This is a genomic window from Streptomyces sp. R33, assembly GCF_041200175.1.
GTDB classification, from domain to species: Bacteria; Actinomycetota; Actinomycetes; order Streptomycetales; family Streptomycetaceae; genus Streptomyces; species Streptomyces katrae_B.
On record NZ_CP165727.1, the window covers coordinates 249,410 to 268,353 of the forward strand.

General features: G+C 67.9%; 18 protein-coding genes and 5 pseudogenes. 8 read left to right on the plus strand and 15 right to left on the minus strand.

The window, feature by feature from the left end; genetic code table 11:
- Positions 1-598: 598 nt before the first annotated feature.
- Complete coding sequence (locus AB5J51_RS01315; protein ID WP_369780415.1) at positions 599-1,777, minus strand: hypothetical protein; 1,179 nt, start codon at positions 1,775-1,777, stop codon at positions 599-601.
- A 129-nt stretch (positions 1,778-1,906) separates the two neighbouring features.
- Here AB5J51_RS01315 and AB5J51_RS01320 point away from each other — a divergent pair, with 129 nt between their 5' ends.
- Entirely contained in the window at positions 1,907-3,088 is a 1,182-nt protein-coding gene (locus tag AB5J51_RS01320; RefSeq protein ID WP_369780185.1) for an IS256 family transposase, read from the plus strand.
- Between the two features lie 42 nt (positions 3,089-3,130).
- Positions 3,131-4,111, plus strand: coding sequence for a GNAT family N-acetyltransferase (locus AB5J51_RS01325; RefSeq protein WP_369776456.1), 981 nt, complete (start codon positions 3,131-3,133; stop codon positions 4,109-4,111).
- Positions 4,112-4,386: 275 nt separating this feature from the next.
- On the opposite strand, the gene AB5J51_RS01330 is transcribed toward AB5J51_RS01325, so the two are convergent.
- The gene (locus AB5J51_RS01330) at positions 4,387-4,500 is read right to left on the minus strand and encodes a trehalose-6-phosphate synthase (RefSeq protein WP_168724475.1); all 114 of its coding nucleotides are present in this window, start codon (positions 4,498-4,500) and stop codon (positions 4,387-4,389) included.
- Between the two features lie 280 nt (positions 4,501-4,780).
- Here AB5J51_RS01330 and AB5J51_RS01335 point away from each other — a divergent pair.
- Together AB5J51_RS01335 and AB5J51_RS01340 are read left to right on the plus strand one after the other, a co-directional pair.
- Positions 4,781-5,640, plus strand: a protein-coding gene (locus tag AB5J51_RS01335; protein ID WP_369780186.1) for an IS5 family transposase whose coding sequence is annotated in 2 segments (ribosomal slippage) — positions 4,781-5,137 and positions 5,140-5,640 — 858 coding nt in all. Because the reading frame shifts where the segments join, the coding sequence is not laid out codon by codon here.
- A 3-nt stretch (positions 5,641-5,643) separates the two neighbouring features.
- Positions 5,644-5,975: pseudogene (locus AB5J51_RS01340) on the plus strand (transposase); the annotation flags it as partial.
- Positions 5,976-6,013: 38 nt separating this feature from the next.
- Here the strand turns inward: AB5J51_RS01340 and AB5J51_RS01345 are convergent.
- Together AB5J51_RS01345 and AB5J51_RS01350 are read right to left on the minus strand one after the other, a co-directional pair.
- A pseudogene (locus AB5J51_RS01345) lies at positions 6,014-6,426 on the minus strand (transposase); the annotation flags it as partial.
- Between the two features lie 329 nt (positions 6,427-6,755).
- Positions 6,756-7,346, minus strand: a complete 591-nt coding sequence (locus AB5J51_RS01350; RefSeq protein ID WP_136226950.1) for a TetR/AcrR family transcriptional regulator — start codon at positions 7,344-7,346, stop codon at positions 6,756-6,758.
- Between the two features lie 127 nt (positions 7,347-7,473).
- Between AB5J51_RS01350 and AB5J51_RS01355 the strand changes: the two genes are divergently transcribed.
- The 3 genes and pseudogenes from AB5J51_RS01355 to AB5J51_RS01365 all read left to right on the plus strand — a co-directional run.
- Positions 7,474-8,430, plus strand: coding sequence for an SDR family NAD(P)-dependent oxidoreductase (locus AB5J51_RS01355; RefSeq protein WP_369780187.1), 957 nt, complete (start codon positions 7,474-7,476; stop codon positions 8,428-8,430).
- Between the two features lie 70 nt (positions 8,431-8,500).
- The gene (locus AB5J51_RS01360; RefSeq protein WP_369776457.1) at positions 8,501-8,920 is read left to right on the plus strand and encodes a hypothetical protein; all 420 of its coding nucleotides are present in this window, start codon (positions 8,501-8,503) and stop codon (positions 8,918-8,920) included.
- A 199-nt stretch (positions 8,921-9,119) separates the two neighbouring features.
- A pseudogene (locus AB5J51_RS01365) lies at positions 9,120-9,500 on the plus strand (glycosyltransferase); the annotation flags it as partial.
- Positions 9,501-9,850: 350 nt separating this feature from the next.
- On the opposite strand, the gene AB5J51_RS01370 reads toward AB5J51_RS01365, so the two are convergent.
- The 10 genes and pseudogenes from AB5J51_RS01370 to AB5J51_RS01415 all read right to left on the minus strand — a co-directional run bounded on the left by AB5J51_RS01370 (position 9,851) and on the right by AB5J51_RS01415 (position 16,511).
- The gene (locus AB5J51_RS01370; protein ID WP_369776458.1) at positions 9,851-10,144 is read right to left on the minus strand and encodes a hypothetical protein; all 294 of its coding nucleotides are present in this window, start codon (positions 10,142-10,144) and stop codon (positions 9,851-9,853) included.
- A gap of 437 nt (positions 10,145-10,581) precedes the next feature.
- A complete protein-coding gene (locus AB5J51_RS01375) occupies positions 10,582-11,298 on the minus strand; it encodes a leucine-rich repeat domain-containing protein (protein WP_369776459.1) in 717 nt (238 codons plus the stop codon).
- Positions 11,299-11,363: 65 nt separating this feature from the next.
- The gene (locus AB5J51_RS01380) at positions 11,364-11,585 is read right to left on the minus strand and encodes a transposase (RefSeq protein ID WP_369780188.1); all 222 of its coding nucleotides are present in this window, start codon (positions 11,583-11,585) and stop codon (positions 11,364-11,366) included.
- Positions 11,483-12,022 (minus strand): transposase, encoded by a 540-nt coding sequence (locus AB5J51_RS01385; protein WP_369780189.1) that lies wholly within the window; start codon positions 12,020-12,022, stop codon positions 11,483-11,485. Before AB5J51_RS01385 ends, AB5J51_RS01380 begins: the two co-directional genes overlap by 103 nt.
- A gap of 232 nt (positions 12,023-12,254) precedes the next feature.
- Positions 12,255-12,497, minus strand: a pseudogene (locus AB5J51_RS01390) (transposase family protein); the annotation flags it as partial.
- Between the two features lie 375 nt (positions 12,498-12,872).
- Positions 12,873-13,252: pseudogene (locus AB5J51_RS01395) on the minus strand (IS701 family transposase); the annotation flags it as partial.
- Positions 13,253-13,336: 84 nt separating this feature from the next.
- Positions 13,337-13,870 (minus strand): CbrC family protein, encoded by a 534-nt coding sequence (locus AB5J51_RS01400; protein WP_369776460.1) that lies wholly within the window; start codon positions 13,868-13,870, stop codon positions 13,337-13,339.
- A gap of 112 nt (positions 13,871-13,982) precedes the next feature.
- Positions 13,983-14,663, minus strand: coding sequence for a transposase (locus tag AB5J51_RS01405; RefSeq protein WP_369776461.1), 681 nt, complete (start codon positions 14,661-14,663; stop codon positions 13,983-13,985).
- 64 nt (positions 14,664-14,727) lie between these two features.
- Positions 14,728-15,717 (minus strand): transposase, encoded by a 990-nt coding sequence (locus AB5J51_RS01410; RefSeq protein ID WP_369780190.1) that lies wholly within the window; start codon positions 15,715-15,717, stop codon positions 14,728-14,730.
- A gap of 449 nt (positions 15,718-16,166) precedes the next feature.
- Positions 16,167-16,511, minus strand: a complete 345-nt coding sequence (locus AB5J51_RS01415; RefSeq protein ID WP_369776462.1) for a hypothetical protein — start codon at positions 16,509-16,511, stop codon at positions 16,167-16,169.
- A 424-nt stretch (positions 16,512-16,935) separates the two neighbouring features.
- Between AB5J51_RS01415 and AB5J51_RS01420 the strand changes: the two genes are divergently transcribed.
- A complete protein-coding gene (locus AB5J51_RS01420; RefSeq protein ID WP_369780191.1) occupies positions 16,936-18,228 on the plus strand; it encodes a PKD domain-containing protein in 1,293 nt (430 codons plus the stop codon).
- A gap of 143 nt (positions 18,229-18,371) precedes the next feature.
- On the opposite strand, the gene AB5J51_RS01425 is transcribed toward AB5J51_RS01420, so the two are convergent.
- Complete coding sequence (locus AB5J51_RS01425) at positions 18,372-18,941, minus strand: hypothetical protein (RefSeq protein WP_369776463.1); 570 nt, start codon at positions 18,939-18,941, stop codon at positions 18,372-18,374.
- Positions 18,942-18,944 lie beyond the last annotated feature (3 nt).

Sequence of the window (18,944 nt, forward strand, 5' to 3'; positions counted from 1 at the left end):
CCAACCCCTGCGGGCCCAGCGGAAGGTCCCACCCGACGGACGCGTCATGGTCGGCGGCCAGCGCCTGTAGATCGGACGCGCTCACGCCGGCAAGACCGTCACGATCATCATCGAGGACACCTGCCTCCGCGTCCTCGACGGCTACACCGAGCTGGCCACCCACCCCCGCACCACAGACAAACCAGTCAAACGAGTACCGACCGTGACGCGCACTCGCCGCTGAAAGTTGTCCAGCAACTACTGATGACATCCAGCATGTCCTGGAGCCAACCTGTCCCAGATCTCCCGCGACCTCACACCGTCACCGCTCGAAGGCATTGCGCGCCACCCCCGGGGGCGAAGCCCTCTCCGTCATCGCGAACGATGACTTTCTCCACCCCGCCCATGGCCGAGCGCTCAATGCTCACATCGACCTGAAGGCAACTACCAGGACCTGATCACCCGCTGCTTTCAGCGCCGCGCGACGCCTGTTGACCCTGGTCGTTGGCGTACGCCTCCCACTGGGCTGCCGTCCGCTCCGAGGCCCCAGCTGGCGGGGAGCAGCGTTGGCAATGTGCGGTATTCCCGGGTACTTGAGCCTGAGAGCCCCGGTCGGGATTCAGCGGCCGTCGCGGCGCCACTCGTAGCGCCACACCGAGTCGAGGTAGCTCTCCTCATTCAGGAAGCCGGGTTGCGCCGGACCAAGACGGCGTGCTGCCTGCACACAGCGTTCATCGTCGTGCAGGGCCAGCCCGTGCACGGCGACGACCTGGACCTGGCGGTCCGTGTCGTCCAGCCGGGCAGCCAGGGCATCCGCGAGGACGGGGGCACGGCCCCTACCCTCGCCGACGGTGAGGCAAGCGTCCCGCCGTACAGCCGTGTCCACGTCCAGCATCAGCACCAGCAGTGCCGCACGAACCTCATCGGAGAAGGCAGGCGATTCAGACCACGTGCCGACCCCGCGCGCCACCGCGCCCCGCACCCGAGGATCGCAGTGGCCGGCGTGGGCCACAAGCGCCGCGTCAGCGCGCGGATCGGCGTGTTCTCCCAGCGCGACCAGGACCTCGGTGAGCACGGCGAGGTCCGCCTCCTTGGCCGACCAGTCCGTGAAGATGTCCACGGCCGGACCCGCGAACGCGTCCTCGTCGCTGTCATCGAAAAGATGCGTCAGCCGCAGCACCTCGGCGCCGAACAGCCTGCGGGACGGGTCCGCATGCACACGCAGCGCCGCGGCCGCCGACCAGGTCGCCTGATCGCGCCGCCCGGCCAGCAAGATGGTGGCCCTTCCCCACGCCGTGTGGTCCTGGTCATGGTCCAACGCGCGTGCCATCAGTTCCTCGAACTCGGTACGGACGCCGAGCAGCTCATCCAGATCCGTGAGGATCGCCCCATGGCCATCGCGGACGGTCACGCCGCCGAGGGTGAACTCGCTCACGCTGTAGTACTCGTCGTCCTCGACCCGGATCCGGACAAGGGCATCCTGAGAACCCGTGCGGCACCGCAGTTCTGCTTCGACGCCCGCCTCGTGCCAGCAGCGCGCGAGATCCCGCATCTGCGAAAGCTCAGACGCGGGGTACCTGTCCCGGATCCTGTGGTCCAGGAGTGCCTCAACCAACGCGGGCGAGCCCGAATCGACCGCCTCTCGCAGTGACAGCAACTCATCTGGTTCACACTGGCCGGGATCAGCACCGTACTGGAGCAGCAGTTGGGCAAGGCCCCCGGCATAGGTCCGGATCGCCAGGCAAAACGCGGCGTCCCGCATGTCGGGATCGCTGTCCTCACGGAGAAGGCTCTTCACCAGGGCCGCGTCTCCAGCCCGGACCGCGGATATCAGGGCGGACTCGCCGCCCGCACCATCACTCGCTCCCATACCCACGCCCCCTGGCCCCGCTCCCCGTCACGCCCCCGCAGCTCGGGAAGTCTACGGCTGTCGGATGAGCGCTGTCGGACATCCACGGTCGTCCGGGGTGGCAACGACGACGCTCGGCAGGCGGCGGGGGCAGCGGGCGGGCATCGCCTGGTGGTCCGCAACGGCCATCACCAGCCCAGGAAGGTCGCGACCGCGGCCGGGGTGATCGAGGTGAAGGCCCCACGCATCAAAGACAAGCGCATCAACGAGGCAACCGGCGAGCGCAAGCGGTTCTCCTCGGTGATCCTGCCGCCGTGGTGCCGCAAGTCCCCGAAGGTCAGCGAGGTGCTGCCGCTCCTCTATCTCCACGGCCTGTCCAGCGGGGACTTCGTGCCCGCGCTCGAGCAGTTCCTCGGCTCCTCGGCCGGCCTGTCGCCGGCCACCATCGCTAGGCTGACCGCCCAGTGGCAGGCCGACCACAAGGCGTTCAGCGAGCGCGACCTGTCCGCCACGGACTACGTCTACGTCTGGGCCGACGGTATCCACCTGCGCATACGGCTGGAGGAGGCGAAGGCCGCGGTCCTGGTCGTCATGGGCGTGCGCGCGGACGGAACCAAGGAGCTGATCGCGATGGCCGACGGTTACCGTGAGTCCTCGGAGTCCTGGGCGAGCCTGCTGCGGGACTGCCAGCGGCGTGGCATGCGCGCTCCCGTCCTCGCCGTCGGCGACGGAGCCCTGGGCTTCTGGAACGCGTTGAACGAGGTCTTCCCCGAAACCCGCCACCAAAGGTGCTGGGTTCACAAAACGGCCAACTGTCTCGACAGCCTCCCGAAGTCAGCTCAGCCCGCGGCGAAGAAGGCCATCCAGGACATCTACAACGCCGAGGACAAGGAGCACGCGGCCGCCGCGGTCAAGGCGTTCGTCAAGCAGTACGGCGCGAAGTTCCCCAAGGCCGTCAAGAAGATCGTCGATGACGAGGATGAGCTGTTGGCGTTCTACGACTTCCCCGCCGAGCAGTGGATCTACCTGCGGACAACCAACCCCATCGAGTCGACCTTCGCGACCGTCCGTCTGCGGACCAAGGTCACCAGGGGCGCCGGATCCCGGGCCGCCGCCCTGGCGATGGTCTTCAAGCTCGTCGAGTCCGCCCAGGCCCGCAGGCGCGCCGTGAATGCACCCCACCTCGTTGCCCTCGACCGCGCCGGGGCCCGCTTTGAACGCGGCCAGCTCGTTGAACGGCCGAAGACGACCGCAGCGTGAATAGGGTGGCGGACCTGCTTCGAAGTTCGAGAACATCCGGTCATGTTGAATGGCACGGCAGGACAGGACCTTCCAGTCGGCTTCGGGTTCCGGCCGTATCGCGGCGACGAAGACCACGGCGCCATGGCCGCGGTGCGGCTGGGGTGTGTTGAACGGGACCGGGTCGATGTCCATTCGGTAGTGGAAGGGCTCCCGACAGCGGCCGAGATCGCCGAAGCTTCTGCCAAGTTGGAGGAGCCGTCCAAGAACCAGATCCTGGTAGTGCTCGAAGGGAGCGTCGTCGGCTACTCGACGATCCGGTGGTGGCAAGAGCGGGACGATACGTGGCTGTACCTGCACCGCGGCTACCTCTTGCCCGAGCGTCGTGGCCAGGGCATCGGCTCAGCCATGCTGAGCTGGGCCGAAGCGCGGATCCGCCAGCTCGTCAAACAGCACGGAACGGCGCGGACGGCAGTGATCGGCGCGAACGCCATGGCCTCCGAGCAGGACGCCACGGCACTTCTGCGCGCAGCCGGCTACCGACGTGTCTTCAGCCTGGTCGAGCTGGAACTAGACGATCTGCAGCAGGTGCCCGAGGGCAGCGAACTGCCGGCCGGGATACGGACAGGGCCGATCGGGACAAGCCACTACCGTGCAGCCTGGAGGACGGTCGTCGATTCGTACGCGGACACCGGCTTCACTCAGAGATGGCCTTTCCAGGACTTCGTCGACACCGCCGACCCGGCATGCTGGAGGGCTGCCTGGAACGGGAAGGACATGGTCGGCGTCGCCCTCTGCTCCATCTGCCATCACGACCACGCCGTGGGCGAGGTGGAAGAGCTGAGTGTCCGGAGGGACCAGCGACGCCTCGGAATCGGCCGGGTTCTGCTGCTGGACGGGCTGCGGAGCCTTCGCGAGCAGGGTGCAACGGCCGCCCGGCTGTTCACGGGCACGGCAAATCCGCACCGGTCCTACGACCTTTACGAGAGTGTGGGGTTCCGGCAGCAGAACGAGTACGTCCGTTACCGAAAGCCGCTTGCTTGATCGATCGGCCATTGGGCTGTCGGGTCAGTCCACAGGATTTGACAATGCCTCGAGCGGGAGCTGCCCTCGGGTTCCTGGACGTCGGCAGCCGCATCGTCGTCCCACCCATTGGCGTAGTGGCAGGCGGGACTGCCACCACAAAGGGAGCACAGAGATGACCGTGCGCGCCCAGCCGGCGGGGGGCCGGGGTGTCCAGCAGGGCCGCCAGACGGGCGAGATGGCTAGCCTGCTTGTCCACCGACATGGCGAGCGCGGCTCGCAGGGTGTCCGCCAGGTCATACGGCCGCGGTGCCCAGGTGCTGGGCGACTCCCGCGTGGCGGGAGAGGATCAGGACGCCTGTGCGGTGGGTGGCGTGGTGTGCGGTGATGTCCTGGGCGGTGAGGTTCATTCCGTCGGCAAGCGAGTCACCCAGAAGGCGTCGGCCTCGAGGTAGTGGTCGACGACTTCGGTGAAGGCGAGGGTGTGGGGATGTACTCGACGGACTGCCAGCCGGCGTCTTCCACCGCATCCCGGCAGTCGACAAACTGCGCGACTCAATCGCCCGCATGGACTGGGCTAGCTTCCACACCCCCGACTGCGCCGACAACCGACGTCGCTCAGGGTTCGTAACGGACGGGCACTAGAGTCCGTCTTCAAAAGAGCGTTCGATGGTGGATCATGGTGTCGTGATTCGCCGTCATGAACTGACCGACTCCGAGTGGGAGTTACTGGCTCCGCTGATACCGAACGCCAGCAGAGGCCGGCCTCGGGCGGAGGACCGCCGGGTCGTCAACGGGATGGTCTACAAGATCCGGACCGGGGTTTCCTGGCGTGACCTGCCGGAACGTTACGGCCCATGGAAGTCGGTCTACACCCGCTTCCGCCGCTATGCCATCGACGGCGTGTTCACCCGGGCCCTGCAACAGATCCAGGCCCGGGCCGATGCCGCCGGCGACATCGACTGGCTGGTCCAGATCGACTCCACTATCGTCCGCGCCCACCAGCACGCCGCCGCCACCGGCCGAAAAGGGGGAAGCACCGCACGGACGAACCGGACGATCACGCCCTCGGCCGATCCCGAGGAGGCCTGACCACCAAAATCCACCTCGCCTGCGACGGCCGCGGCCGCCCACTGGCCGTCCTCCTGACCCCCGGCCAACGACACGACAGCATCTGCGCACGCCCCCTGCTCGAACGCATCCGAGTACCCCGCACCGGCCTCGGACGGCCCCGCTGCCGACACGGTCACGTGATCGCCGACAAGGCCTACAGCTCACGCGGATTCCGCGCCTGCCTGCGCAAACGCGGGATCGGACACACGATCCCGGAGAAGAGCGACCAGAAGAAGCACCGCCGGAACCGAGGCCGACGAGGCGGCCGACCCACAGGCTTCGACCGCGAGACCTACCGCCGCCGCAACACCGTCGAACGCTGCTTCAACCGGCTCAAAGGCTTCCGCGGCATCGCCACCCGCTACGAGAAGACCGCCACCTCCTACGACGCAGCGGTCACACTCGCATCACTCCTGCTCTGGGCAAGATCAATTTGAAGACGGACCCTAGCCGAGATCGGCGACGACCGGACCCGGTTCGTCGACGCAAGAGGCCTGAAGGCGTATGCGGGATCCGCCCCCGTCACCAGAGCCTCCGGCAGAAGCGTGTCCGTCTCGGCCCGCAGAGTCAAAAACCAGAGACTGGCCGGCGTCGGCTACATGTGGGCCTTCTCAGCGATGGCCCATTCGGACGGAGCACGGGCCCACTACGACCGCGCCGTGAGGCCGGCGACCGCCACACGGCCGCTCAGAGGAACCTCTTCAACCGGATGATCCGCTGCCTGCACCACTGTCTCTCTCACCGTGTCCCGTTCAACGAGGCCGTGGCCTTCCCGACGCCACGAGATCCCCATCTTGCCCTTGCCGTTGACGCGTTCTTCGCATCGGATGTCTTCTTGCCGGCGTCGATGCCCTGCTCGCAGGCGGGCACGTTTGGGGAGGTTTTGATGCTCTGGGAGTCGATGACGCAGGCGGTCGGTTCCTCCTCGCGGCCCTCCTGCCTGCGGACTTGGCGTCGTAGGAGGGTGTTGAGGTGGTCGAAGACGCCTTCTTCCTGCCAGCGGGCGAAGTAGGCGTAGACGGTGTTCCAGTGCGGGTAGTCGGCAGGTAGCGCCAGGGGATGCCGGTCCGGTTCACGTAGAGCACCGCAAGATCGTGGTCGGGCGGCCGGCCGATGTCCAGGCCGCGGCCGCGGCGCTCGGACCGCCAGGCGGTCAGGACCGGCTCGACCAGTTCCCACCGGGCATCAGACAGATCACTCGGATATCGGCGGCGTTCAGCCATGATTCCGGGCTACCCAGTCGGCGCAGGCGCGCGGACCGGCGCCCGAAGCACACAGCGCGAAGCCCGGCGCCTTGGGATGAAACAGGAGGAGGCAGGCCAAGAGGCCCGCCTGGCAGCCACTTTCGCATCATGAACCACACCAACCCCAGCAGCCCCGACCGGCCGCAATCCCATACCAGCTTAAAAGACCTCAATGAAGCGCTAAACCGCCCTCTCAGTCCCTGTTTCGCATTTCCTGACCCATGTCAGTGGCTCGCGCTCCGCAACGCGGTCGGGGCTGCTGGACCGCTGACGTCACAAAGCCGGCGAGGATTGCGGCCAAAGCCGGGTCACGAGCTGGACGCCGATCCGTCCGCTCCGTACCGGAGGCCGTCGAGGAGCAAGTCGAGGAGGCGCCCGGCCCGTTCGCGCTGGTCGGGAGCGCTGGTGATCAGCCCGATGCCGGCCAGGCTGAAGCCGACATCGAAGGGGTCGATGCCCGGGCGCAGGAGACCGGCGTCGGCGCCGGCGTGCAGCAGGGTGCCCAGCGCGGTGGCGAGCTTGTCGAGGGTCTCGGCGAAGGGGTCCGCACCGGATGCGACCGCGGCCCGCAGCGCGTCCGCCATGCCCTGCTTGGCAGCCAGGTAGTCGATGAAGTCGTCCATCCACAGGCGGATCGCCCGGTCGGGCGGGTTGTCGGCCAGCAGCGTCGCGGCGCTGTCGCAGACGCGGGCCAGCTCGTTGCGGTAGGCCGCCTCGACGAGCGCCTCGCGCGTGGGGAAGTGGCGGTAGAGCGTGGCCGAGCCGACGCCCGCGGCCTTGGCGATCGTGTCGATCGCGACGTCCGGGCCCTTCTCGGAGAAGGCGCGTACGGCCGCTTCGAGGATGCGCTCCCGGTTACGGCGGGCATCGGCGCGCAACACGCTCGGCTTGGTGGTCAAGGCTGCTCCCTTCATAGGGGACCAGTCTAACTGGACAACCGGGGAGTTCCCCGCTTACCGTCATGACTAACCGGGGAACTCCCCGGTTACGGCGTTGACGGTGACGCTCCACGCGCAAGGAATGGCGATCATGACAGCACAGCAGCCCATCGGTTCCGGCTTCGGGGCCCGCAGCACCACGGCCGAGGTCCTGGCCGGCCTCGACCTCACCGGAAAGCTCGCAGTCGTGACCGGCGGTAGTTCCGGACTGGGGCTGGAGACCACACGCGCCCTGCGGGGCGCCGGCGCGACTGTCCTCGCAGCCGTCCGCCGCCCGGAAGCGGCCGCGGAAGCCTTCACCGCAGTGGACGGGGTCGAGGTGCGCCGGCTCGACCTGGGCGACCAGGCCAGCGTGCACACCTTCGCGGACGAGTTCCTGACAAGCGGCCGCAGCATCGACATCCTCATCAACAATGCCGGCGTGATGGCCCTGCCCGAGACCCGCCTCGGACCCGGCTGGGAGGCGCAGTTCGCCACCAACCACCTGGGCCACTACACACTCACGAACCGGCTGTGGCCCGCCCTGGCAGCCGACGGCGGCGCGCGCGTGGTCGCGCTCAGCTCGGCCGGACACCGCTATTCGCCGATCCGCTGGGACGACGTCATGTTCGCAAACGACTATGACAAGGCCGTCGCCTACGGACAGTCCAAAACCGCGATCGCGCTGTTTGCCGTCCACCTCGACGCGCTCGGCCGCGAGCACCAGGTGCGGGCCTTCGCCGTCGCCCCCGGTGCCGTCATGACCCCGCTCCAGCGGCACATGACCCGCGAGGAGATGGTCGCCTTCGGCTGGATCGACGACCAGGGCAACACGGCCCCCAGTTTCAAGACCCCCGAACAGGGTGCCGCTACCCAGGTCTGGGCGGCCGCCTCCCCGCAACTGGCCCACACCGGCGGCGTCTACCTGAACGACTGCGACATCGCCCCGCTCTCCCAGGACGACGCACCCGGAGTACGGCCCTACGCGGTCGACGCCGAACAGGCCGCACGCCTGTGGACCCTGTCCGCCCAGCTGACCGGCACCAACGCGTTGGCGAACCGGTGACACGACGGCATAGCGCACTCCCCTCCAAGAAGCCCGCACATGAAATCTCTGCAAGAAGGGTCACGAAATCATGACGCACACCGATTTGGCCGCCGTCGCGAACGAAGCACAGGCATGGTTCGACAGCTACGTCGAGACGTTCATCGGACTGGCAGCAAAGGGGAGCACCGATCCCGCGTCGCTCCTCGACTACTTCTCGGTGCCGATCAGCATGACCACGGGCACGGCCCACACCGCTCTCACCTCCGCCGAGGCGCTCTCCCAGGGACTCGCACACGAGCTGCGCGCACTGCGCGACGCCGGCTACGGGGGCAGCAAGGCCCTCGACCCGGTGGTACGCGTGCTCAACGAGCGGGCCGCGCAAATCGAGGTGACCTGGGCGCGCCAGGACAGCCAGGGGCGGGAGTTCCAGCGTGTCCGTGTGCTCTACCTGGCCGCCCGTACCGACGCGGGATGGCGGACGGTCGCCTCCGTGATCCTGGCCAGCTGACGAAGCATATTGCCCGCGCGGTCGCCCGCGGTGCGCTCGCCAGTCAGCGAGGCGACAGGACCTCGCCACAAGATCGCCAACGTGCAGTACGTGCTGATCGATGTCACGTCGATGCTCGTCGCCACGGCTTAGTACTGCAACGGTGCTTGCCGTGACGGTTGGGCAGGTCGGTCGTTGTTCAGGTCACGGGTGGGGAACTTTGGTGGACATTTCCTCGCTTCCTCACTCCTTCCGGCTGCTCGTGACGGGCCGAGGAACCGGTGGTCACACTTACCCGGCCCTGACCGCGATGCGTACCTTGCAAGGGCGTCTCACGGCCGCAGGCAGCACGCTGGACGTCCTGTGGATCGGGGCAGAGGACGGGCTCGAGGCGCGGGTCGCTCCGGCGGAGGGGATCGCGTTCAAGACGGTGGCAACAGGGAAGATCCGTCGCTCGGCGAACCCTCTCAAGATGCTGTCGGCGGCAAACGTGAAGGACATGGCCCGGGTGCCGCTCGGCGTCGCTCAGGCGCGGTCGATCGTGTCCGAGTTCCAGCCGGACGTCGTGCTCGTGGCTCTATTCACGGGTAGCGAAGCCCGTTCTTCATGGCTTCGGGAGGCACCCGCCGAGGCGGGATGTCGATGTTCACGAGGACGGAAGGCAGCGAGCCACAGGGGCGGCGGGACGGCGTTGAAGCCGCGCCCCCGGCGGCCCTCAATGCAGCCAGGCTCGCGGGCGGCGGCCAGCGGGCCGCCGGGGGCGGTGGCGTCCAGGCGCTCGTGCAATCAGGTGAAGCCGATTCTGTTCGCGCGATCCGCTGTCCTCGCCGGCCAGCTGCTCCGCGCCAGACACCCGGGCCTGCCGCTCATGGAACGGGTGGCCCGGGTGGACCGGCCCGACGTCAGCCGGGCGCGTCGTGCGACTTGGTGGTACGGGGCGGCGAGCCCGCCTCAGTTGCCGATGCCGGAGCTGCCGAGGCCGGAGTTTCCGATGCCGTGGCTGCCGATGCCCGTGTTGGCAAGGCCCGCGTTGCCTAGACCCCAGTTGGCGAGGCCCGCGTTGCCGACGCCGTCGTTGAGGACCCCCGCGTTGCCGACGCCGTCGTTGAGGACCCCCGCGTTGCCGACGCCCGAGTTCCCGAAGCCTGAGCTGCCCACGGAATGGCCCGGCCCCGTGTCGTCGGCGCTGGCCGCGCCGGCGCCGGAGACAGCCAGTACCGCCGCGGCACCCAGCGCGGTCGTCACGCGGAGAAGAGTTGCATACACGTTCGAGTACCTCCTATTTCGGTCATCTTGGCTTACTATCCCTAGCACGCGGCCATGCCCAATACGGGGAGGAATGCCCCGAAGTCGCCGTGTCGCCCAGAGGTCTCGTCCGACGGCGTACGGGTCACGGGTCCACGGTCCAGAGGACCCGCTCAACGCCTGGGCGGCCGGTGCCTGTGCGCTAGCCGACCGTGATCAATCCCACCAAGATTCCTCTACCTCAACCATGGCGACGCCCAGACCATCAGCACGACGGCCCGGCGATGGTCGGTGCCTCCCGTTGCCGTGAACAACGGCTCGGCGCCGACGGCCGGGTGACTCCCGAACTGCTGTCGAAACGCTGCTCTTCGACAGGTTCTGGCTCAGCTTCTGTGGTGCGGTAACTCTGAGTGTGCGTACCTCACCAAGGACGTTCCCTACGTCCAGACGATGCATCCCCGTTGTGCAACGAGGTCGAGCAGGCGTGGCGCGGGCTCGATGTTGTTCCAGCGGAGGTCCAATTTCTCGAGTGAGGGGAGCTCGGGCAGCCAGCTCGGCAGGGTGTGCAGTCTGTTGCTCCGCAGGTCGAGATGGCGGAGCCGTGAGAGTCCCGCCAGCGCCTCTGGGACGTCCGGCAGGGCGTTCTCTCGTAGGTCAACGTGGCGCAGTTCGGCCAGGTCGCTGACGGATTCTGGTAGGCACGTGAGTGCGTTGCCCCGCAGCCATAGCTCACGGAGCTGGTGCAGTCGGCCGATCGATTCCGGGAGTGCGACGAGTCGATTGTGCTCGACCCGAAGCTCCACCAGTCCGATCATTTTGCCGATGGTGTCCGGGAGACTGGTGAGGTGGTTGCCCCCGAGGTTGAGGTATCGGAGGGCGGTGAGCCGGCCGAGCGATCGGGGAAGCTCTTTCAGCTGGTTGTCGTGCAGGTACAGGTACTTGGTGAGCGGTAGTTCAGTCAGCTCATCTGGGACCGAGGCGAGCTCGTTGTGGCCCAGGTCCAGCGTGTGCAAATGTCGTAGTCGCGCAATCTGGGGTGAGATCCGCGTCAGCGCGTTATCCGCGAGGATCAGCACGTGCAGTTCGGTCCGCTGCCATAGCGACTCTGGCAAGGCGCCAAGGTTCTGCTTCCACAGGCTCAGTGTCGCCGTCACGTCGGCATGCCTCCAAGACTCGGACGGACTCGCTGCCCAGCAGCCTACGACCAGTGTGGTCAACGTCAGGCGAGAAGAACCCGCTTCCGGAGGAGCCGGAAGCCCGCGCGGCCGAACATCTGGCGCTTGAGCATCTTGATCCGGTTGACGTGTCCTTCGACAACGCCGGAGTTCCAGGGCAGGGTCAGGCCGGCGATGACGGCGTCCCTGTCGCGTTCGAGTCCTGCGGCGAGGGTGTGGAGGCTGGGAAGGTCGTCTTGTCGGACGGCGGCGAGCCAGTGCGGCAGGCGTTCGCCCTGGCGCTCGGAGCATGCCGGGACCTGGTGCGATCCGCGAAGCGGCTGCTGGTCGCCCGCGGCGAGGTCGCGGGCTCGGCTTCCGGAGCCGAATCGGCCTCGACTTGCGCGGCAGCGGGAGCGAGAACGCACAGGCAGCGGCGGTGCCGGGAGACGCTTCGCTCGGCGGCCTCGCTAAGGTTGTGCCAGAGGTGCCACCGGTCTGCGACCTGGACCGCTTGGGGTGCGCCAGCGGTGGCGCCCTCGGCGAAGAATGGCGCCCGGTCCCGGCAGACGACCTCGATGCCGGGCCGCTTCGCGAGCCAGGCTGCGAGGCTGGCCGCTTCCCGGTCGGGCAGCATGTCGACCGGCCGCCGGGTCTCGACATCCACCAGGACAGTCCCGTAATGCCGCCCCTTGCGGGTCGCGTACTCGTCGACACCGACCACCCGCGGGGCGGGCGGCTCCGGTTCGGTAGTGCGTCGACCAGTCGCAGGACCGTGCTCCGGCTAACGCCGCGCCGAGGACTCGGGTCATGCGGGCGCCCGCCCTGCCGGCCAGTGCCAGCCCGATATCGGACAGTGTCGAGCGAAGACGTTCCGTCCGCTGGCCGTGGCGACGCGTCAGCCCCGTTATCTGTTCGACGAACGTCCGGCGCCCGCAAGAGGAATTCGGGCAAGTGAACCGCCGGACCCGCAGCCGGAGGACCACGTTTCTGCCGCCGCTCGGCACCTCAGCAGGAAAGCGCAGGTAGGAGCCATGAACACGGTCCGACCACGTCCCGCACAACGGACATGATGCGCCTGCCTTCGTGCACCGGACATCAACGCGCACTATCGAGATGTCCACGTCCAACGACAGCACCACCACGTCCGCGATCGACGGGAACAAGATGTCCTTCAGCCGAACCTTCAGGTCGTCCACGGCTCCGAACTGTCAGCCCAACCACCCGAACGGAGAGCCATTTTCGGGCAACCTCGCGGACCCGACTCGACACTCCCGCCGTCACTCAACGTGGCCAGACCACAGAACCTGAGCCAGAACCTGTCGAGGAGCAGCGTTTTGACAGCAGTTCGGGAGTCACCGTGGCCGTCGGCGCCGCGCCGTTGTTCATGACGCCGGGCGGCACCGCCCGACGCCGGGAAGAGGTGCTGGCGGGTCTGGGCATCCTCGGAAGCCGGGTTCGCTGAGGACAAAAGCGCTGCTACGGAGCCAGGTGACCGGTAGCGCATTTCCGACGCCGTCTCACGGCCTGCTGGGGCGCGCTGCCTCCCGTTGTCGTGACCATCGACCTCCCGCCTCGGCTGGCGCCCACCGGCTGCCAGCGATTCGTATGAGCTCGTCCAGTGTGGTGTCGGGGGCAGCGCGCGATGTAGTACGAGATCTCGTCGGCCGACGGACGCTGCGGCGAGCGATCACCACAAGGTTGGCGTTCCTCAGTGGTCCCCGGGACGGCCCTCGACCGGGGCCCGGTCGTAGACGCGCGGTCCGTGGGCTCCATTCCCGCGGGAACGACGTTTCCATTTGTCGGCCCGCTCTAGCTCGGACCGTCAGCCATTGCTGAAGCTGTAGTCGGCGTCCCCGGTCACCCACCGGAACGGAATCCGGTCCGCGATGGCCTGGCGGACCATGGCCTGGGCCATCACCACCTCCGTCTCGAAGCCGACGGAATCGGGCAGCAGGATCGTCACCGATCCTGCTGGCCAATTCCGGTGGGTGCGGATCCTTTGAAGGAAAAGGGCACCTGCTGAGTTGAGCCGTGGCTATGAAGCGTCGGCGTAGGCGAGATGGGTGCCGCAGACGGTGCAGCGGAAGAGCATGGCGCTCGCCCCCTGCCCGAGGTGGGTCAGGAAGGTGTCGAGCTGGGACGCGTCGTGCCAACCACTCATCCGAAGGTCGAGTCGAAGCTGGTCGAGGGCCTCGGGGTGGGCTGCCAGTTCGGTGTATCCGACCTCGCCGATGAAGGCGGCCGCGTCGTTGCAGTGGACAAGCCAGTGCGGATCCTGCCAGGCGTGGAAACCGGGGGTGCGGCGGGTGACCTGCACCAGGGTCTCCTCGCTGACGCCGTCGAGCCCGTATGCGTCGGTGAATTCACCTTCGAATCGTTCAGCGGCACTGCCGTCTGCGATGCACCAGGGGCAGAACCTCCCGCTGACATCCTGGGCCGTGAAGAAAGTAGCGGTGTAGATCCATCCGGTGTTGCGGTTGCAGCAGGCGCAGGTCTCGGCACTCTCGCGGATGGACTCGCTTGCGACGGGGTCGGGGTGGTAGCGGAAGTGGGGCAGGTTGGTACTCACTGGTGAGCCTGCCGTTGCATGGAGAGGTCCGCTTCGACGCCGGTGGTCTGTGTGTCAACGGCCAACCCTGTGAACCTCATGGGTCGCAGTCTCTCTGCAAGCAGGGCCGTGATCAAGCGGTGAGGTTGAAGTCCTGCTGGTCGAGTCGGGCGAGGTGGCTGGTGCGGGTTCGGTCGAGGGGACGGCCGTTCCACCAGGCGTCGAGACGGATGAGGTTGAGCGCGACCGCTGAGAACGCGTGTTCCAGGTGAGTCTTCTTCAGGCCGCGGTAGCGGGCGCGTCTCATGCCGGTGACGGCCATGGCCTGGTGGATGGTGCCCTCGACGCCGGCGCGGGTGGCGTACTTGGCCCGCCATTCTTGGCTGGTCTGCTGGGTGCGGGCCTCATCGAGGACCTGTTGCTGCTCGCGGGCGCGCAGGGAGAGTGTGCGGCCGCCGTTTTTGGCCCGCGTGCACTTGTCTCGGACCGGGCATGGCTGGCAAGTCTCCTTGTCGAACTTGACCACGATGGCCTTGGTACCGCGTTGGACGGCGGGACTCCACCAGGTGCTGGTGTGTCCGCGCGGGCAGGTGGCCTGCCGGTTGTCCCAGTCGATGGCGAAGGCGGTGCGACCGAAGCCGGCACCGGAGCGGGCCTGGGGTGAGCTGTCCAACAGGACCGGGGTGACCAGGGTGACGCCAAAGCCCTCCTTCATGCCGACGATCAGCTCGGCGGAGGGGTAGCCGGAGTCCAGATAATGCTCGGCGGGCAGCAGGTCGCGGGCGGCGAGCATGTGGTGGATCGACTCGGTCATCTCCGTGTCCGTCACAGTCGCGTCGGTGGTCGCGATGTTGGTAATGATGTGCAGTGGGCCGACCTCACCCGATCCGGAGGCGAGAGCAGTCCCGCCGACAGCCGGGAGGATCTCCTCCTCCGGGTCGCAGGTCTCGCTGATGTGAACCTTGTAGCCGGTCCACCATGAGCCCTGTTTGAGGCCGTAGCGCGTCCAGGTCATACGGTGAGGTCAGACGCAGTCTGCTCGGCGGGAGATCCTCGCTCTCCCGCCGCTGCACCTCCGGCCCGGTCTCGGTGACCGTTCGCGTGTAGTTCTGCACCCACACCATCCGCAGGATCTGCACTGCGGGAAGTTCTCGCAGCCACACCGGAGCGTCTGCGGCATACGCAGCTTCCAGAAGCGCGAAGCCGTCCTGGCCGTAGGCCAGTGCCATCTCGGTGCGCTTGGCTTGGGAAGAGGGCAGCTGCCACGAGTCGATTCGCGGCCCGTACCGCTCTGTCCACTGTGGGATCGGTACCACCTCGCATAGCCAGCCGGGTGCCGCGCAGGCCAGAGCCTCCAGGGCGGCACGTAGGGTTTCGCCAGCCAACTCCAGGCGGTTCAGGTCGCGCACCGCGGCAAGCACGCGAGTGGAGTCCGTCCGCTGATGCCCGCCGGCCTTCACCAGGCCCTTGCTCTTCAATGCGGCCAGCAGCAGGTCCAAGGCCCGTTCCTCGAGGTTGTGCGCCACCAGACGAGTGCGGAACTCGGACAGGACCGAGGCGTCGAAACCTGGATCGTCCAGGTCCAGGCCCAGCGCGTACTTGAAGTCCATCCCGAACCGCACCCGATGCGCCGCAGCCCGGTCGGTGAGGTTTTCGGCGAACTGCAGCACCGTCACCAGTGCCAGCTGCCCCGGCGACCACCCTTGCCGACCTCGTGCCCCGAACTCATGGGCGAACTCGACATCCGCGAACAACTCGCCGAGCTCGTCGCGGACCCGCATCGCCAACGGATACGGCCCTTTCGCCGCCGCGGCCCGCGCTGCCCGCCCGGTCGTTTCCGGCACCTGCGGCCACGGCTGCGCCCGCATCGACACCCCAGACCCCACCCCGCGACCGCAGACGGAAGAGCACGACCGCTACATGACCAACGAGCGTCACGACCGACCAGCAACGGAATTAGCCAGCAGGATCGTCACCAGCCGCAAACGAGCAAGGTGGTGGAGTTCGTCGCCGCGTGGCAGTTGCGGGTGCCCACTAGTGGAAGGCGTTGGACGATAAGCAGGAGGCTGGCTGTCCCGATACAAGGCGCTGCCTGCGGTCCTTTTCTGCGGCAATACGGTTTTAGAGAGGCCACTCAGATGAGGAGGCCGGACGATGCTGGAGACCCTGGTAGCGCCGGCTGTGGCTGGCGGCACCGCGGTGGTGCAGGCTGTCGGTACCGATGCGTGGGACGGGTTGCGGGGCGCGGTTACGCGTGGGTTCGGGCGGGGCGATGCCCAGCGGGAGCAGGCGGAGCTGGCGCGCCTCGACCAGACCACTACCTTGGAGGCGTCGGTGACCGTGGTCTCGTACGAGACCCACACACCCCCGTCAGCGTGCAGCCCGGCCCGATCTCCGGGTACTCCACCGCCTCGGACAGCAAAACCTCGGCCCTCGTGTTGCAGCCGTCCGTGGGGATGTCGCCGGCGTTCCAGTGCTTGAAGCTCGTGCGCTGGTAGCCGGTCCGGTCCTCGACATCGAGCGGAAGCGCGGAAACCGCCGCCCCCATCGGCAGGACCTGCGGCACAGCCGCCGGCTCGGGCTGTTCGGCGGCATACGCCGAGGTCGGAAGGGACAGAGCGAGAGCAGCGGCCGCCACGACGGCCCGCATCATGATCATCATGGGGAGGTTGTAGCCGCTGCAACACCGTCAGCAACAGGAGCGCGCGGACCGGTTCACCCTCCCGGGGCGCACCTTTCACCGGCGAAACGCCACTGCAGCCTGCGCCGGGACCCGGCGCCCAGCCTGCCCCGGCGCCCGTACGGACTCGCTTCAGCTCGCCCGCGTGTACGGCCCCTCTCCCGGAGCTCCGTCCTCCCGGTGAACCAGTCGCCGCCCCGACGCAGGAGCCGCTGCGTCCAGGACCGTCCAGTGCGAATCCTGACCCTCGTGGCCGGGGAGAGGCAGCGGTGTGGCACGTCCGTGGCGATCTGTAGTCTGAGCCCTGAACGTCAACCTCTACCAGAGCGCGACTGTCCCGCACGACGTCACCATCGCCTGGGGCGACGGCACGACGGAAACGGCCACCGCCAACGGCGGCGACGTCCTGAGGTTCGTCAAGCACACCTACCCCCGGCCCGGTGACTACACGGTCACGGTGACCGCGGTGGACAGCGTCAGCAAGGTGCAGGCCGTCAAGCAGCTCGCGTTCTCGACGTCGGGCTCGTTCTTCTCCCCGCATGCGCCCACCCGGCTGCTCGACACCCGGGCCGGCATCGGCGCGGGCAAGGCCAAGGTCGGCGCGTACTCGTCAGCGTGGGTGAAGATCGCTGGCATGGGGAAGGTCCCGGCGGGGACGGCTGCCGTGGTCCTGAACCTGACGGTCACCAACACAACCGCCGCCGGACACATCTCCGCCTACCCGGCGGGCGCCAAGCGGCCCGAGTCCTCGAACATGCACTACGTCGCCGGGCAGACGGTGGCGAACCAGGTGATCGTGCCGGTCAGCAATGACGGCCACGTCGAGCTGTACAACGGCGGCTGGAACGCCGTCGACCTGATCGCGGACCTCACGGACTACTTCCACCGCTCCGCCAACGACGGCTACACCTCCCTAGCCCCGGTCCGTTTCGTCGACACCCGCGAGGGCCTGGGCGCGGCGCGGAGCCAGGTTGCCGGGCAGTCCGCCATCGGCGTCCAGATCACCGGCCGGAGCGGAGTCCCCGCCGGGGCCAGCGCGGTCGCCTTGAACGTGACGGTCACCAACCCTCGGGAGGCCGGCCACCTGACCGTCTTCCCGGCCGGACAGGCCGCGCCGTCCACGTCCAGCCTGAACTACACCGCGGGCCAGACCATCGCCAATTCGGTCATCGTGCCGGTCGGCGCCGACGGAAAGATCAACATCCGCAACGGTGCCTGGGCCGGAACCGACGTCATCGTCGACGTCGTCGGCTACTACGGCGCCGGCGGGAAGGCCGCCTTCAGCACCCTGGGCGACGGCGGTATGACCTCCCCGTGGCGCATCGAGGACTCACGCACACTCACCGGAGCCAACAGCTGGCTCACCCTCGCCGGCGGATACTTCTACGAACCGCTGGCGCCGATGAACAACCCGCGCCCGATCGAAGCCCACGTACTGAACCTCACCGTCACCACCACCAGCGGTCCGGGGTTCCTCTCCGTCTCCCCGGACCCCTACCCGTGGGAGCGCTACCGATATGAGCGTCCCCCGATGCCACCGCGGCCCGTCTCCTCCACGCTGAACTGGACAGCGGGCAAAGACGTGCCCAACCTGGTCCAGGCGAAGCCGGGCCCCTACGGCCTCGTCGACTTCTGGAACCAGAGCAGCCGGGAAGCCGATTTCATCAACGACTGGCTCGGCCAGTACGACGCCTACTGACCGCTGACACCTCCGAAGGAGCTACCCCACCCGCCCCTTCGGACCTCACCGACGTCGCCGACCTGTGTGAAGTCGCGCCAAGCAACCGTACGCCCCTGTGGGCCGCCACCGTGCCGGTGGCGGCCCGCACCCCAGGCCGCTTCTCAGGCGGCCGCACCCGCGTGGACGTCCGTTCTACAGCCGCTGGCAGCGGCCCAGGAGATCCTCGGCCTGCCCACCGGTGATCCCGAGCGCCGTACCGAGTTCGTCCGGCTGAATCGAACGGTGCGCGGTGCGGGCGGCGTCGTGGCCGGTGTTCGGGCGAGGATCTCCAGGCGGGTTGCGGCCTTCAACGCCGCAGCGGGCGACTGGCCAGCGAGGCTGTCCAGGGCCTGGCTCATCTGTGTCAGCAGGTCGTCGATCTCCCCCGGGAGCGCGATCGTCGAGGCCTCAACGGTCTCGATGTGGCGGTCCCAGTCATCGCAGCAGCTCTCCGCGTCCAGGTACGCCGGCTCGTCCTCATGCAGCGGCTTGTCGCCGATCCGCTCCCAGTCCAGCGGGTACTCGGCACCCGTCCAGCCGCACGCGCACACCGCGCGCAACAGCCGTGCCCGCGGCCCGTGGAACAGGCGCCCGCTGTAGACAGCCCAGAACATGCTCGTGTGCCCGGCCGAGGAGCTCCCGTCGAAGTACACCGGCCCGGGAACGCTCCCGTCCTCGAGCAGCACACCCACCCG